The organism is Quyinboa ferrireducens (assembly GCF_042436675.1).
Classification (GTDB): domain Bacteria; phylum Bacteroidota; class Bacteroidia; order Bacteroidales; family UBA5342; genus JBHJHP01.
Genome location: NZ_JBHMVA010000002.1, coordinates 525,649 through 539,075 on the forward strand (window position 1 = coordinate 525,649; position 13,427 = coordinate 539,075).

The following is a 13,427-nucleotide window of genomic DNA, read 5'->3' on the forward strand; positions in this document are numbered from 1 at the left end:
AGGGACCAATCCACAAATTAAGAGGGATTTCTCCTTTAAGGGATAGAGATATTTAAGGGAATTGCAGCTTGACCTTAATGAGTTATATCATACTTTTAATTGTTCCTTTACACTTTTCTCTTTTTACTTACTACTTACTACTTACTACTTACTACTTACTACTTACTACTTACTACTTACAACTTATCACTTACAACTTATCACTTACAACTTATCACTATTTCACTAAAATCGCATCTACCGGACATACCTGACGGCAGGCATCACATTTGATGCACAATTCTGTATCAATGACATGAACCTCATGCGGTTTAAATGCTATGGCGTCAACCGGACAATCCTGTGCACATTTGGTACAGCCAATACAATCATCCGTAATGGAATACGTGATCAGATCCTGACATTTGCCGGTCGGACACACACCATTGATATGCGCTTCGTATTCTTCTCTGAAATACTTCAACGTGGATAAAACCGGGTTTGGCGCTGTTTTGCCGAGACCGCACAGACTTCCTTTCCCGGTCCATTCGGCCAGTTTTTCCAGTTCATCCAGATCTTCCAGCTTTCCTTTGCCTTCTGTAATCCGTTCCAGAATATCCAGCATTCTACGGGTACCAACGCGACAAAACGTACATTTTCCGCACGACTCCTGCTGCGTAAATGTGAGGAAGTATTTGGCAATATCGACCATGCAGTCGGTATCATCCAAAACCACCAGACCACCGGATCCCATCATGGCACCTACATCCTTAAGCGATTCAAAATCTATGGGTGTGTCAGCCAACCAGTGCGGCACACAGCCTCCTGACGGACCACCAATCTGAACCGCTTTAAAAGTTCTTCCATTGGCCACTCCGCCACCAATTTCCTCGATCACCTGACGAATGGTAATTCCCATGGGTACTTCTATTAATCCGCCCCTCGCCACTTTGCCCGCTAATGCGAATACTTTTGTTCCCTTGCTTTTTTCTGTGCCTATTCTGCTGAATGACACCGAATGATTCCTGATGATATACGAAACCTGTGCAAATGTTTCTGTATTGTTGATCAGAGTTGGTTTGTTCCATAATCCCTGCTGTGCCGGAAAAGGAGGGCGTAAACGCGGAAAACCGCGATCACCTTCTATAGAGGCTATTAATGCTGATTCTTCCCCGCAAACAAATGCTCCGGCTCCTTCATAGATGTTAATATCAAAATTAAAACCAGAGCCTAAAATACCTGATCCGAGATAATTGTTTGTTCTGCAAATCTTAAGTGCTTCACGAATTCGTTTTAAAGCCAGCGGATATTCAGCCCTGATATAAAAGAAGCCATGGGTAGCACCAACGGCATAAGCTGCAATCAGCATCCCTTCAATAACACGGTATGGATAGGACTCCAGCAACATCCGGTCCATAAATGCTCCCGGATCGCCTTCGTCTCCGTTACAGATAAGATATTTAGCGTCAGATTTCTCTTTGCTTACCAGGTCCCATTTTAAACCTGTTATGAAACCGGCACCACCACGCCCACGTAAACCACTTTCCTTAATGGTGGAAATAATCTCATTCGGTTTCATCTCATCTAAAGCCCTTTTTAAAGCTTTAAACCCACCATTTGACAGATATTCTTCCAGATCGGTAGGATTGATGACACCGCGGTGTTCTGTGGCAATCGGAATTTGCTTGCCTAAAAATGAGGAGACATGTTTTTCGCGGATATCAATTTTATAGCGTTCCACGCCATTCCATGCCGCATCGGTACGAATATTTTCCACAGAATTGGTAAGACTTCTTTTCAGGCGTTGCATCAAGCCTACAGATTGAAAATGCGATTCAACAATTTGTTTGACATCTTCGGGCCTTACTTTGGCATATAAGGTTGGTTCTTTGTCCGTCGGAACTACTTCCAGCAAGGGAACCTGGTGACACATGCCCACACATCCCACATGTTTCAGCTTCACATTCATTCCGCTGTTTTCCACCACATTCTCCACAGCTTCCCTTACCTCATCACTTCCGCTGGCTACGCAGCATGAACCAAGGCCTACCCGGATTTCACCCTGAATTTCTGTTCCGTCTCCTTTTCGGAATTTCTTCCGTTTTTTATCGTTTTTATGTTTTTCAAAATCGCTGATAACCGATTTGATCTGGTTCGTATTCACATGACCGTAAGTCACATCATCTATCTGAACCACAGGGGCAAGCGTACAACAGCCAAGACAACTAACTTTTTCAATGGTATAATTGCCATCAATATCGGTATCATTTTCTCCTTCCAGCTTAAACTCGCGCCGGAATGCATCATAAACCTGAACAGCACCTTTTACATGGCAGGCCGTTCCCACACACACCTTTATCATGTGTTCCCCAACAGGTTGCATCCTGAACTGGGAATAAAAACTCGCCACTCCTGTAATTTGGGCAGGTGTTATTTCGGAATGATCACACACATATTCAAGGATAGGTTGTGGCAGGTATTTGTACTGAGCCTGAATAGCCTGCAGTACAGGAATAACGGCATTTTTCCCACGCCCTTTCTCCTCCAGAATCCGATCTATGAATGCCTGATCTTCTGTCATTATTCGATACAATATAAACTTCCTGCTGTTCTGATAAAAAGTTGTCCGTCAATAAATGCCGGTGTTGCCATCACTGGTTTGCCCATCGGGATATCTGCAATGGTTTCGTGTTGTCTGCTCAGTTTCATGATGTGCACATTGCCTTCCATATCTGCAATATATATTTTCCCGTCAGCAAGCATGGCCGATGAATAAAAGCCGCTGCCAAACTCTGTTTCCCACTGTTTCTTTCCTGTTTTAGCATCGTAGCAGACAAATACACCGTAGGTTGTGGCAATAAATAATAAACCGTTTGCTGAAACCGGACTGGAAACTTCGGGAAGGTATTCGTTATCCTCCCAGGTAATTGCCTGTTTCCCCGGATCAATAGCTGCCAGGGTTGCATATTCATTGGCGGCAAACACCAACCCATCACCAATGCCAACAGAAGGACCAACCTCTCCCATCATGCATTCTACGGACCAAAGTTGTTTCCCGTCGTTAATATCGTAACCGGCTACAATTGGTTCAGCCGATAACACTAACTGCATTTTACCGTTTAATTGGGCTAATACCGGCGATGCCCATGAAATATGGCTTTCACGATTGGTATCCCATAATACAGAACCATCAAAGACACTTAAAGCCATCACCCGGCCACCTTTGCTGGTATCGTATTGCACAAATACTTTATCCTGATAACATATCAATGATGACGAGTGTCCGTAATGATTATCAGGCACCCCCAGGTTTTTGGCCCACAGGCGGGTTCCGTCCGACTTTAATGCAACGATATCTCCGGTACCGAAAATGGCATAAACACGCTGTCCGTCGGTAGCTACTGTTGGGGCAGCTAAGCCTGTATCATCTGTTGTTTTAGGTGGTTTTGCCGGTGAGCCAGGAATGTTATCTGCCGCATGTTGCCACAGAATTTTGCCATCGCCCCTGCTGATACAATAAACCACCCTTTTGGTTTGATCTGCACCGGTTAAATATATTTTATCATCCCAGATAACGGGTGAATTGTACCCTTTTAACGGGATATCTGTTTTCCATTTAATGTGATCTCCTGTGCTGACATCCCAGTTATCGGGAATGTTTTTTGCGAAAGATATGCCTTGCCCCAGATAGCCTCTGAAATAAGGACTTTGCTTTTTAATGTCATCCAGTGTAGGCAGTACTGCAGGTTTTGGTTTTTCGGCTGTTAAATCTTCCTGAGGCTCTTTCTCCGTCTCTATCTTCGCTGCCTTTACGTTAGCCTCCGGCTCAACATTTTTTTCCAGTTCTTTATTGGTTGTGTTTTTTTCTGGTTCTACCTTCGCAATTTCTTCAACTTTTTCTTCAGCCTTTTGTAATGTATCGGTTGTTTCTTCTGTTGCCTGAGCTGGTTTAACATCCACCACAACTATTTCACTTTGTTCCACAGAATCCCGCGCTGCAGATGTCTTCATCTGATCGTAACGGGCAAGGTAATTTTGTGATCCAAACGATGAAAGCAGAGCCAGAATAACAACGACTACAGCCAGTCCGGCAATCCATTTTTGGCTCATTAAGCGGGCCGTGGATGGTTTAATATCCGCGGATTCAGGTTTATCTATTTTACTGGTCAACGAATAATAAACGCGGAGTGCAAGTGTTGTAATTATTGCGCCAAGAAGTAACAGCCACGATCCGATGTTGATCTGCCACTGCCCTGTAAAATACGCTTTTCGGGCCAGGAGATCCAGATTGCGGATTTCGGAAATCAAAGCATCGTTTCCCGGATCATCTGATAAACGTTGAACCATGGCTTCGAGAACCTTATTATCGACCGGATCATTCTGCTTGATATTGATATAATTAATGAGAAACAACAGCGCCACTACGAGTGTGAAAATTCCGGCCACCAAGGCGACATTAAAAGCTAATTTTATTTTTTTGTTGTCATCCATACATTAATTTTTCTTTACCGGACAATAGTCCATACATCGTCCGCAACTGAAGCAGGTGCCTTTGTCCGGTTCATAGTCCTTTCGACTTCTGAACATCACCTGATTAACCAGTGTAAATGCAACCACCAGTCCCATAAAAATACCCAAAATCCAACTTCCGGTGTAAAATTTCTTTTGAATAGTTTTTGCCGACTGAACCAGATCATCCATGGTCCTTCCGGAAGCCATAAAGGTCTGAATATCCAGATTGTCAGGATTTGTCTTCATCTCAGGGTGTTTGATCAGCAGTTCTGCCAGATAAACATCGGAATGGGCTTTTGCCAGAAATCCGTGCGCTTTTGAAAAAGCAAATCCAAATGTTAAAGCGATCAAAGGTACCAAAACAACATAAAACAGAAATTGTCTTAGAGAGCCCTGGTCTTCCTTGCGGTCTTCCGGTTCATTGATGGCATCGAATGGACAGGAACCGGAACATAGTTTACATTGAATACATTCTTTTGGTGTGATGCTCAAATGCCATTTAGAGAAGCGTGACATCCAGTTAAGCGGCACACTGTAAGGACAAAAAAAGCGGCAATAAGGCCTTGCCACAAACATCCCGATCAGCAACATGACAATGCCTAACGCAATCATCAGAAACGGCCCGTCCATTCTGAAAATACTCACAAACGGATCGTACCGGCAAATGATGAAATCTGTTCCCGTAGCTGCATATAAAACGGCTAAGCCCAGATAAAGATAAGGTATTAATCCTAATGCTTTTCTAAGCCACAGCGGCAGTGAAATAGGTTTTACAATGATTAAATCCTGAATTGCTCCCAGCGGACAGGCACCCGCACAAAAGGTTCGCCCAAAAAACAAAGCAAACAAAAGTGGCAGGAGAAAAAACAGCAGAACGGTCAGCGAAATGGCATATCCCGGATCAGCCAGCGTTAAAGCCACATTCTGTATGGAGCCAATGGCGCAGATACAACCATTGCGGTAAAACCCGAAATACAGCAAGGTAAATACCGACAGCCATAAAATACCTCTTCTGGAACGTTTGCGAATGGCAAGCCATGATGCGAGGGCCAATACAACCAGCAATACCGCCACATCAAAAAATTCCAGAGAAACAGACCGTGGTTCGGGTGTGGTAGTATCCGGTTGCTCATAACCGTTTTCAAATTCCGGTTTTGGAAAACGTTGTTGCGCCTGAGAGAACACGACAGTCTGCATGAGAACCAGAGAAAGCAATATGGTCAGAATAAGTCTTTTCATCTTAACTATCTTTGGTGAAATCTCCTTTAATTAAATATGGACTGCTGGCCGGAACTCTTTTTATAGCATCTGAAGGACAAACACGTGCAATAGAACATTCGTTACAATTCACACATCTGTCATGCCTTATCTGCAAATGAAGGGAACCATTACCAAAGGACGTACAACCCTTTACGCATTTTCCGCAGGCAAAACATAGGTCTTCATTTATAATATATTCAAAATAAGGCTCTTCTATGTATTTTCGTTGTATTGCTGAAGTCGGACAAAGTTGGTTCTCCCCTCCTGTTTCCAACGCATGGGAATCCGGTTTAAAATATCCGCCGCATAAATCACAATATCCGCAAAGATCGAAAGCATGCACGCATTTTACAGCAGAAGGTGTCATGACACAATCGGTGGCACAACGGCCACATTGCGTACATAGAAATGGATCGATTTGCCACACCCATTTATCTGTTGTTTCGTTCTTAAAAGCCAGGGCTCCTACACCTCCAAGTCCTACTAAAAGCGATGCACGGGCCGTAGTATTAAAGAATTTCCTGCGGTCAATCTTTTTGTTTTCGCTCATTTACCCTCTGTTTTAATGCCTGATCCTTAGAACAAAAACGGTATTCATTACAGTTTTTACACACCTCATTAATAGCACACTTCTCCGCGCTTATCTCCCTTTTTGTCAGGATTAAACCCGATACTGCAGCTAATCCGCCCAACAGCGATAAACGCCCCAACCGTTGTAAAAATGCTTTTCTGTCCATTATTTTACAGGTTCAAAAACTCGTATCATCTTTTTATCGTAATCCAGTGCATATACTACACCTTCTTTATTTACTGCCACATCGGGTGCTTTGCCATCCACTTTAAATTTTGACGGAGGCGCAACCACTGAAACAAATTTTCCTGACGGTCCGTGAATTTTGATCCGTACTATGCCTTTTTCGCTGGTCACAAATGAATCATCATTCATGATAGCAATACGTGCCGGGTTGCAACATCCACTAAACCCATTCAGTTTAAAAGAAGTAGCTTCCCAATACGAACGCATTTTACCTGATGCATCATAATTTTCTATAGCATGCAAGCCCGGATTGACCACCCATAGTTCGCCGGAATTTGTAAACGCCAGATCGAAATTGGCACTTGGTACAATAAACCCGTGCAATGCTCCTTCTTCCCTTTTCCCCTCAAATGAATTAACTGGCTTTAAATCCTTATCCACTTCAGATATTTCCCGGTTGCCCGCATCTGCATATAAAATCCGGTTATTATAAACGGCAACATTGGTGATTACTGTTTTGTCGTTTACCGGTTCTGTTTTAGCCAGAACAATGCCTTTGTAGTCTATCTTTTCAATGTAATCCTTATAGCCAACTATAAGGTTTTGATCCGGACATAACGCAAGTGATTTGGCAGTTTCGGTAACCGGTATGGTTTGCTTTATAACTCCGTTAAGATCCAAAATAAGAATATTACGATCCACTGAAACGTAAATGAATGCAGAATCAATCGTCATAGCTCCCAACGAATCACCGGTTAACCTGAAATTTTTGGTTTCTTTATGACTAATCAGGTTTGGATCAACGTTTTTTAAATCATCATATTCCAGAGCATACGGATTGTCCGGCCTGTTATCAGTACGTGTCTTTATGACATCCGCCACAATTATAGCAATCAAAGCCACAACCAGTAAAACAATAAATATAATAATACCCTTTTTCTGCATATCGCATTTAAGCTGTAATCGTGTAAAAATAATAAACAAAAGCATTCACAGGTAAAACCTTACATCATTTAGAATCAGTCTGAATTTGTTTGCCATAATCCTGTGAACTCATTCCCAAATATCACTGTCCGCCAAAATTAAAATGAATATAATGTTATCTTATTTAGGTTTAAGAAGATTTTAGTTAGCACACATTACTATGTGAAGTTTAATGTTTTTATACCTTTACCTGAATTAAAAACTTTTGAACATATTCCCATCGTGAAAAACTTAATCAGATTACTATTCACTATCAGCACTTTTATTTTAACTATAAATTCATATGCTTCTCTAATTGAGCAGTTTCAGGTGTACGATACTGACAATAAAGATTACTGGTCCGTTCAGGAAAATCTTCAGGAGGGCGATATGCAGTTTGGCGACAGAACGTTTAAACTGACCGATATACCTTCAACGTATCCGGGCTCTGAATGGATAAGAACTGCAAATGGATCCAAGTCGTTTTCCGACGACACCCTGCTGAAGTTTTACACAACTGAAAATGTTGATGTAATCATTGCCCTGGATGACAGGTTAAGCGTATTACCCTGGATGACAGATTGGGAGGATACAGGAGAAAACATAATAAATGATGAATCAACTCCCGTAAGTTTTAGTCTTTACAGTAAAAACTATGCCAAAAACAGTTGGGTTACGCTTGGTTCAGTTAACCAGTCAAGCGGTGCGAGTAACTTTACAATTATTCTTTACAATCCTGAATTTATTCAGAATACTCCTGATCCGTTCGAATTTGATGATAAGTTTGACGTTGAAATAAACACCCGGATTAAATCTGATCCGGAGGTCATTACAGGACTAAGCTCTGACCTTGGTATAAGTATTGAAAACGGTAAATATGCTATTAACAACGGATCTTTTACATCTGACCCGGGGGTTATTAAAAACAATGATCAGGTAGAGGTACAAGTAAACTCATCTTCAAATTACAGTTCCGTTAGTTCTGCACAATTGAAAATTGGAAATGAGTTTTATGATTTTAATGTGCGGACCCTTAATGATCCTGATTCAGGATGGGCCGGACTCCCTGCAATTTTAGCATCCATAACTCCTCCTGAGTTTCCAGACAACGACTTTAACATTCTTGATTATGGTGCGGCAGGTGATGATGCTACGGATTGTACCGAAGCTTTTAAATCAGCTATATCTGCATGCTCTGATGCAGGTGGTGGCCGCGTGATTGTGCCGGAAGGTACTTACCGAACAGGTGCGATCCACCTATTAAATAATGTCAATTTACATATCACAGCTAATGCTGTCGTTAAATTCAGTACTAATCCGGATGATTATCTGCCGGTGGTTTATACACGTTTTGAAGGGACAGAATGTTATAATTATTCACCTTGTATATATGCATTTGAGCAAACGAATATTGCTGTAACAGGAACCGGAACACTTAACGGTATGGGAAGTTATGATAACTGGTGGGCATGGAAGAGTACAGGAGGTTCAGATGTTTCTGCTTTGCGTACTATGGCAGATAATAATGTACCTGTTGAAGACAGAGTATTCGGAAGCGGTCATTATATCCGCCCTAACATGATACAGCCCTATCGGTGTACAAATGTTCTGATTGATAGTGTAACCATAGAGAACAGTCCAATGTGGCACATTCATCCGGTACTATCAGAAAATGTTACGGTATCGAACGTGCGCGTTGTCGGGCATGGTCCCAATAATGACGGTTGTAATCCGGAATCCTGTACGAACGTGCGGATCAAAAATTGCTATTTTGACACCGGTGATGACTGCATTGCAATAAAGTCGGGTCGTAATGCAGATGGCAGAAGAGTAAATGTTCCATCTTCAAACATCATTATTCAGGAGTGCACAATGAAAGATGGTCATGGTGGAGTTGTGATTGGTAGTGAAATATCAGGAGGAGCCAATCATATTTTTGCGGAAAACTGTATCATGGACAGCCCGAATCTGGATCGTGCCCTGAGAATTAAAACGAACTCAATCAGAGGTGGATTAATAGAAAAAATTTACATGAGAAATATTGAAATAGGGCAAGTTTCTGATGCTATAGTACGCATAAATTTTTATTATGGAGAGGGTGATATTTCCACATTTGATCCAATTGTCAGAGACATCGATATCCGGAATACGACATGTAACGACGCACCAGTGGGACTCCGGTTTGATGGTTACAGCCGCTCACTTATTCGAAATGTGAAATTGACGAACTGCACTTTTAAATCAATTTCCACACCATTTATCATCAATAACTATCAGAATCTTTGTCTTGACAGTGTTGTGATTAATAGCACGGAATATCATAAAATTAAAGAGCCGTTTGGTGAATCAGTAATTCAAAAATTAATTAAAAATAATACGCTGGGTGACCTGAATATCTATCCTAATCCGTTATCTGCTGGTAATAGAATTTTCATTGATGGGGATATTAGAGACATTAAAAAAATAATAATCCGTGACATATCAGGGAAAGAAATGTATTTCAACTCCTATGATGCGGATATTTCAGGCGACATGATTCAGTTAATTGAAACCGAAGCAATGCAACCTGGTTGGTATATAATGAGTGCAGAGTATTCAAACCACACATTATCAAAGTTATTTGTGATCGAATGAATACTTATTTTTCAGGTTTCTCAATATTTCCGTAAAATGAAATGGATTGCCGGTTGGTACTTGTGATGGTAAGTGTTGTGTAACCGGTTTCACCAATGTAAAACATAAATTTCACTAAATCATCGTTGTTTTGAACCTGAAACTGAACCAGATATTGCTTTTTTAACTTTTCAGTTGAATATTTTTCAATTGGGAGATCAAAAGAAAATGGTCCGTCCAAACTGTTGTAGTCTGCCTTATATGCCCTGCCATAAAAAGGGAGATAAGAATCTATAGAATCATTTTGAATTTTAGCCCTGAAGGTTCCGTCAAGATTCTGTGTACGCATACTTAACGGCAGTGCTTGTGTTGGGACAAAAACAAAACTGGCACTGTCAACCATTTGCTTGGTTTCTTTAATTGCTTCTGCTTCCCGTTGTGCGATTCTGTCTTTACGACTAAGTTTTTGCTGGTCCTGAGCCTTAATACCTGCAACTGCAAGTATCAGAATTGTGATTACGATTAACTTTTTCATGACTTATTGATTTGTTATGGTAATATCAATTTCTGTACCAATAGCTTACGGCAGTCCAGAGACTTAAACAATTTTAACGGTCAACGTGCATATCCAGACAAATCATGGTTTTTGAATCGCGCAACACAAGGTACCCGTCCGCTGTTGCCAATGGTGCCCAGGCATCCTGTCCATCAAACAGTTTCACTTCATCCAGTTCTTTAAAACCTGTCACACTCGGCTCAATAATAGTCAGTGTGGCATCGTCATTCAACAGGTAAAATTTATCGTCAGCCATAAAATAAGGCCCGAGGCCGTAGCGTTTATCTTTTCCGCTTGTCCAGACCATTGTTCTGAAATCTTTCGGATCAACGCACACAAACTGGTTGCGGTTCATGCCACCTTCTTTAGGCATGATCCCAAACACATGTCCGTTCCAAACTACAGGAGTTTGTTGTTCACATGCAAGACCGTCTTTTGGCTTGAACTCATCCAGAACCTTTGTACTGAACCTTCCGTCATTTTCATTGAGTTGAATAACCATGCTTCCGGCTCCGTAACCTGCAGTTAAAAAAATCTTTCCATCCGGTAAGCATAATGCAGATGGTGCTACCACGGAATGATTCCATTCTGAAGTTTGCCAGAGTATTTTTCCTTCATCCACGCCCTGGGCAGAAACGCCACACACGCCACCAACGGCACTGTACACATACATTTTTTTTCCCTTAAATGTAAAAGGCATTACCGAAGCATGCGACATTTGCCAGTTATTGTCGTTCGGAACTTCCCATAATTTTTCGCCGGTTTCACAATCCACGGCAATAATCAGAGCTTTACCCCCTGTGGCAATAATTACTTTTCCATTATCAATATACGGACACTGACCGGTATACCACAATGGTTCCTCAGTCTGGTATTCTTTTTCAATATCTATGCCCCATTTAAAATCGCCTGACTTTCGATCCACGCACATCACCTGACAACGCGGACCTATGGTTACAACATAATCTTCCGTAACAGATGGAACTGTTCTTGACATGCCATGATTCCGCTTGATCTTCACCTTATACCCTCTTCTCCAGAGTTCATTCCCTGTTTCCAGATTGAAACACCGCAGCATATCGGCATGCTCCTTTTCCATATAGTCCAGTACAAAAACCTGGCCTTTGTAAATGGCAGCGCCAGCATGCCCTTCACCCAATTCAGTTTTCCATACAATGGGAAGTTTATTTTCGTCGAGTTGTGATTTCAGATGTGCTTTTGTATTGGAGATATTGTCCCTGTTTACACCACGGAAACAAGCCCAGACTTCCGATAATTCAGGAACTTCATTGGAAAAGGATTCAAAAAGGCTCCCGATTTTTATGTCTTCTTCAAACAAGGAATCACTTCCGCGGTTATCGGTACCGGGCATGCTAATGGTTAAATCAGAAACCGGATCTTTGGTTAACCACCAAATAATTGCGCCACCACCAATAATTATTAAAGCAATAATTAACAGATGTGATGATTTCAATTTCCCCATCAGCTCTGAATCAATGTATTATTTAATTTTATATACTATCAAAGACTTCCCATGTCGTAAATACAGCTTCCCATCTTTTATTACAGGATGTGCCCAATGCTGCATGGTTCCAAGATTAACCTTGGTCTGACTAAGAATGTTGAATTTATCCGGTTCAGCTTTTACCAATGCAAGTTCACCTCTGTCGGAATAGCAGATCAGCATACCGTCGGCTGCAATTACCACACCATTCGCCAAAGATTTGTCATAGTACTTTGATTCTCCTGTTTTCCAGTTCACACAATGCCAGCCACGGTTTTTATCACCGGATCCATAGAGATAATCACCCCATTTAACAAACGCACCAATTCTGTTATCCAGCTCTTCGTTGAACCATGCTTTTGTAACCTGAGATCCATCCTCATTTAGATTGAGTTTTACGGTTCCCTTGCCATATCCGCTAACACAGGCAATGGCATTATCGGCATAAACAGGCGTATTGGCATGAACCGACCACTGATTGGGCTGTTCGTATGACCATAACATTTCTCCTGTCTCTGTGTCATGTCCCTGTATGTGACTGGCCATCATTGTTACCAATATCTTTCTGCCTTTTCTGGGTATAACAACCGGCGAACAATACGCAGAAAGATCTCCAAGTCCCGGCGATGACCAGATAAGCTTTCCCGTATTTTTATTCACAGCGATTACATTGTACTTTTCACCACCCGGAGAGCAAAACAGTTTATCTCCATCGATAAGCAGGTTTTCTGTAACTCCCCATGTAATATTTCTTCCGTCAAGTTCCTTTTGAGTATCCAGAACCCAGATTTTGTCTCCGTTTTCTGCATTCATACAGGTCAAAACACCATAGCCGGTATACATATATATTTTACCATCGGTTACCAACGGTGTCGTCCTGGTGTTTGGAAATGATCCGGTATAAGCTCTACCGTAAGGCTTCTTCCATAGAAGGCTGCCATTCATATCCAATACATATATATAGCCTGTTGTATCTTCGTTTCCTGACATATAGATTTTATCATTATAAAATGAAGCTGAAGAATATCCTTCTCCAAGATTGTCGTAATGCCAGATAATTTCCGGGCCATCTTCCGGCCATTGAGTTAGCAGACCTTTATCAGGATAAATTCCATTACGATCCGGACCACGCCATGCTGACTCTATTTGTGCCAGCCCGGTAACCGAACACAACAGAAATAATATTACCATCAGTTTTATAGACTTCATATTGAAGGATTTTTTAGTTGTTGTTTCAAATATAGTTTTCAAAGTTTATGATTACAATAGATAGTATCAGTTTA

At 41.5% G+C, this 13,427-nt stretch carries 10 protein-coding genes; 1 reads left to right on the forward strand and 9 read right to left on the reverse strand.

The genetic code is table 11. From position 1 onward, the window contains the following. Positions 1-217 precede the first annotated feature (217 nt). Genes ACE01N_RS05705 through ACE01N_RS05730 form a run of 6 tightly spaced genes read right to left on the reverse strand, consistent with a single transcriptional unit; the run spans position 218 to position 7,453 of the window. A complete protein-coding gene (locus ACE01N_RS05705; RefSeq protein ID WP_380585695.1) occupies positions 218-2,560 on the reverse strand; it encodes an NAD(P)H-dependent oxidoreductase subunit E in 2,343 nt (780 codons plus the stop codon). Next, entirely contained in the window at positions 2,560-4,470 is a 1,911-nt protein-coding gene (locus ACE01N_RS05710; RefSeq protein WP_380585697.1) for a PQQ-binding-like beta-propeller repeat protein, read from the reverse strand. The genes ACE01N_RS05705 and ACE01N_RS05710 overlap by 1 nt, the downstream gene beginning before the upstream one ends. Positions 4,471-4,473: 3 nt before the next feature. Further along, positions 4,474-5,730: a 4Fe-4S binding protein gene (locus tag ACE01N_RS05715; RefSeq protein ID WP_380585699.1), complete on the reverse strand. Its 1,257-nt coding sequence runs from the start codon at positions 5,728-5,730 to the stop codon at positions 4,474-4,476. A 1-nt stretch (position 5,731) separates the two neighbouring features. Then, on the reverse strand, positions 5,732-6,301 hold the full coding sequence (locus tag ACE01N_RS05720) for a 4Fe-4S dicluster domain-containing protein (RefSeq protein ID WP_375726799.1): 570 nt from the start codon (positions 6,299-6,301) through the stop codon (positions 5,732-5,734). Then, positions 6,279-6,488 (reverse strand): hypothetical protein, encoded by a 210-nt coding sequence (locus ACE01N_RS05725; protein ID WP_380585702.1) that lies wholly within the window; start codon positions 6,486-6,488, stop codon positions 6,279-6,281. Before ACE01N_RS05725 ends, ACE01N_RS05720 begins: the two co-directional genes overlap by 23 nt. Further along, positions 6,488-7,453, reverse strand: a complete 966-nt coding sequence (locus ACE01N_RS05730; protein ID WP_380585704.1) for a hypothetical protein — start codon at positions 7,451-7,453, stop codon at positions 6,488-6,490. The genes ACE01N_RS05725 and ACE01N_RS05730 overlap by 1 nt, the downstream gene beginning before the upstream one ends. A gap of 261 nt (positions 7,454-7,714) precedes the next feature. On the opposite strand from ACE01N_RS05730, the gene ACE01N_RS05735 reads away from it, so the two are divergent. Next, positions 7,715-10,105, forward strand: a complete 2,391-nt coding sequence (locus ACE01N_RS05735; RefSeq protein WP_380585706.1) for a glycoside hydrolase family 28 protein — start codon at positions 7,715-7,717, stop codon at positions 10,103-10,105. 4 nt (positions 10,106-10,109) lie between these two features. Here the strand turns inward: ACE01N_RS05735 and ACE01N_RS05740 are convergent, their stop codons facing one another. From ACE01N_RS05740 to ACE01N_RS05750, 3 genes are all read right to left on the reverse strand, one after another. Next, positions 10,110-10,619 carry a DUF4251 domain-containing protein gene (locus ACE01N_RS05740; protein WP_380585708.1) on the reverse strand — a complete coding sequence of 170 codons (510 nt, stop codon included), beginning with the start codon at positions 10,617-10,619 and terminating at the stop codon, positions 10,110-10,112. Positions 10,620-10,692: 73 nt separating this feature from the next. Then, a complete protein-coding gene (locus ACE01N_RS05745) occupies positions 10,693-12,123 on the reverse strand; it encodes an outer membrane protein assembly factor BamB family protein (protein WP_380585710.1) in 1,431 nt (476 codons plus the stop codon). 18 nt (positions 12,124-12,141) lie between these two features. After that, positions 12,142-13,353 (reverse strand): outer membrane protein assembly factor BamB family protein, encoded by a 1,212-nt coding sequence (locus ACE01N_RS05750; RefSeq protein WP_380585712.1) that lies wholly within the window; start codon positions 13,351-13,353, stop codon positions 12,142-12,144. Positions 13,354-13,427 lie beyond the last annotated feature (74 nt).

What these genes read in the sequence shown, in the direction of transcription:
- ACE01N_RS05705 (WP_380585695.1), bottom strand. Translation starts at nt 2,560, where the DNA reads ATGACAGAAGATCAGGCATTCATAGATCGGATTCTGGAGGAGAAAGGG.
- ACE01N_RS05710 (WP_380585697.1), bottom strand. Translation starts at nt 4,470, where the DNA reads ATGGATGACAACAAAAAAATAAAATTAGCTTTTAATGTCGCCTTGGTG.
- ACE01N_RS05715 (WP_380585699.1), bottom strand. Translation starts at nt 5,730, where the DNA reads ATGAAAAGACTTATTCTGACCATATTGCTTTCTCTGGTTCTCATGCAG.
- ACE01N_RS05720 (WP_375726799.1), bottom strand. Translation starts at nt 6,301, where the DNA reads ATGAGCGAAAACAAAAAGATTGACCGCAGGAAATTCTTTAATACTACG.
- ACE01N_RS05725 (WP_380585702.1), bottom strand. Translation starts at nt 6,488, where the DNA reads ATGGACAGAAAAGCATTTTTACAACGGTTGGGGCGTTTATCGCTGTTG.
- ACE01N_RS05730 (WP_380585704.1), bottom strand. Translation starts at nt 7,453, where the DNA reads ATGCAGAAAAAGGGTATTATTATATTTATTGTTTTACTGGTTGTGGCT.
- ACE01N_RS05740 (WP_380585708.1), bottom strand. Translation starts at nt 10,619, where the DNA reads ATGAAAAAGTTAATCGTAATCACAATTCTGATACTTGCAGTTGCAGGT.
- ACE01N_RS05745 (WP_380585710.1), bottom strand. Translation starts at nt 12,123, where the DNA reads ATGGGGAAATTGAAATCATCACATCTGTTAATTATTGCTTTAATAATT.
- ACE01N_RS05750 (WP_380585712.1), bottom strand. Translation starts at nt 13,353, where the DNA reads ATGAAGTCTATAAAACTGATGGTAATATTATTTCTGTTGTGTTCGGTT.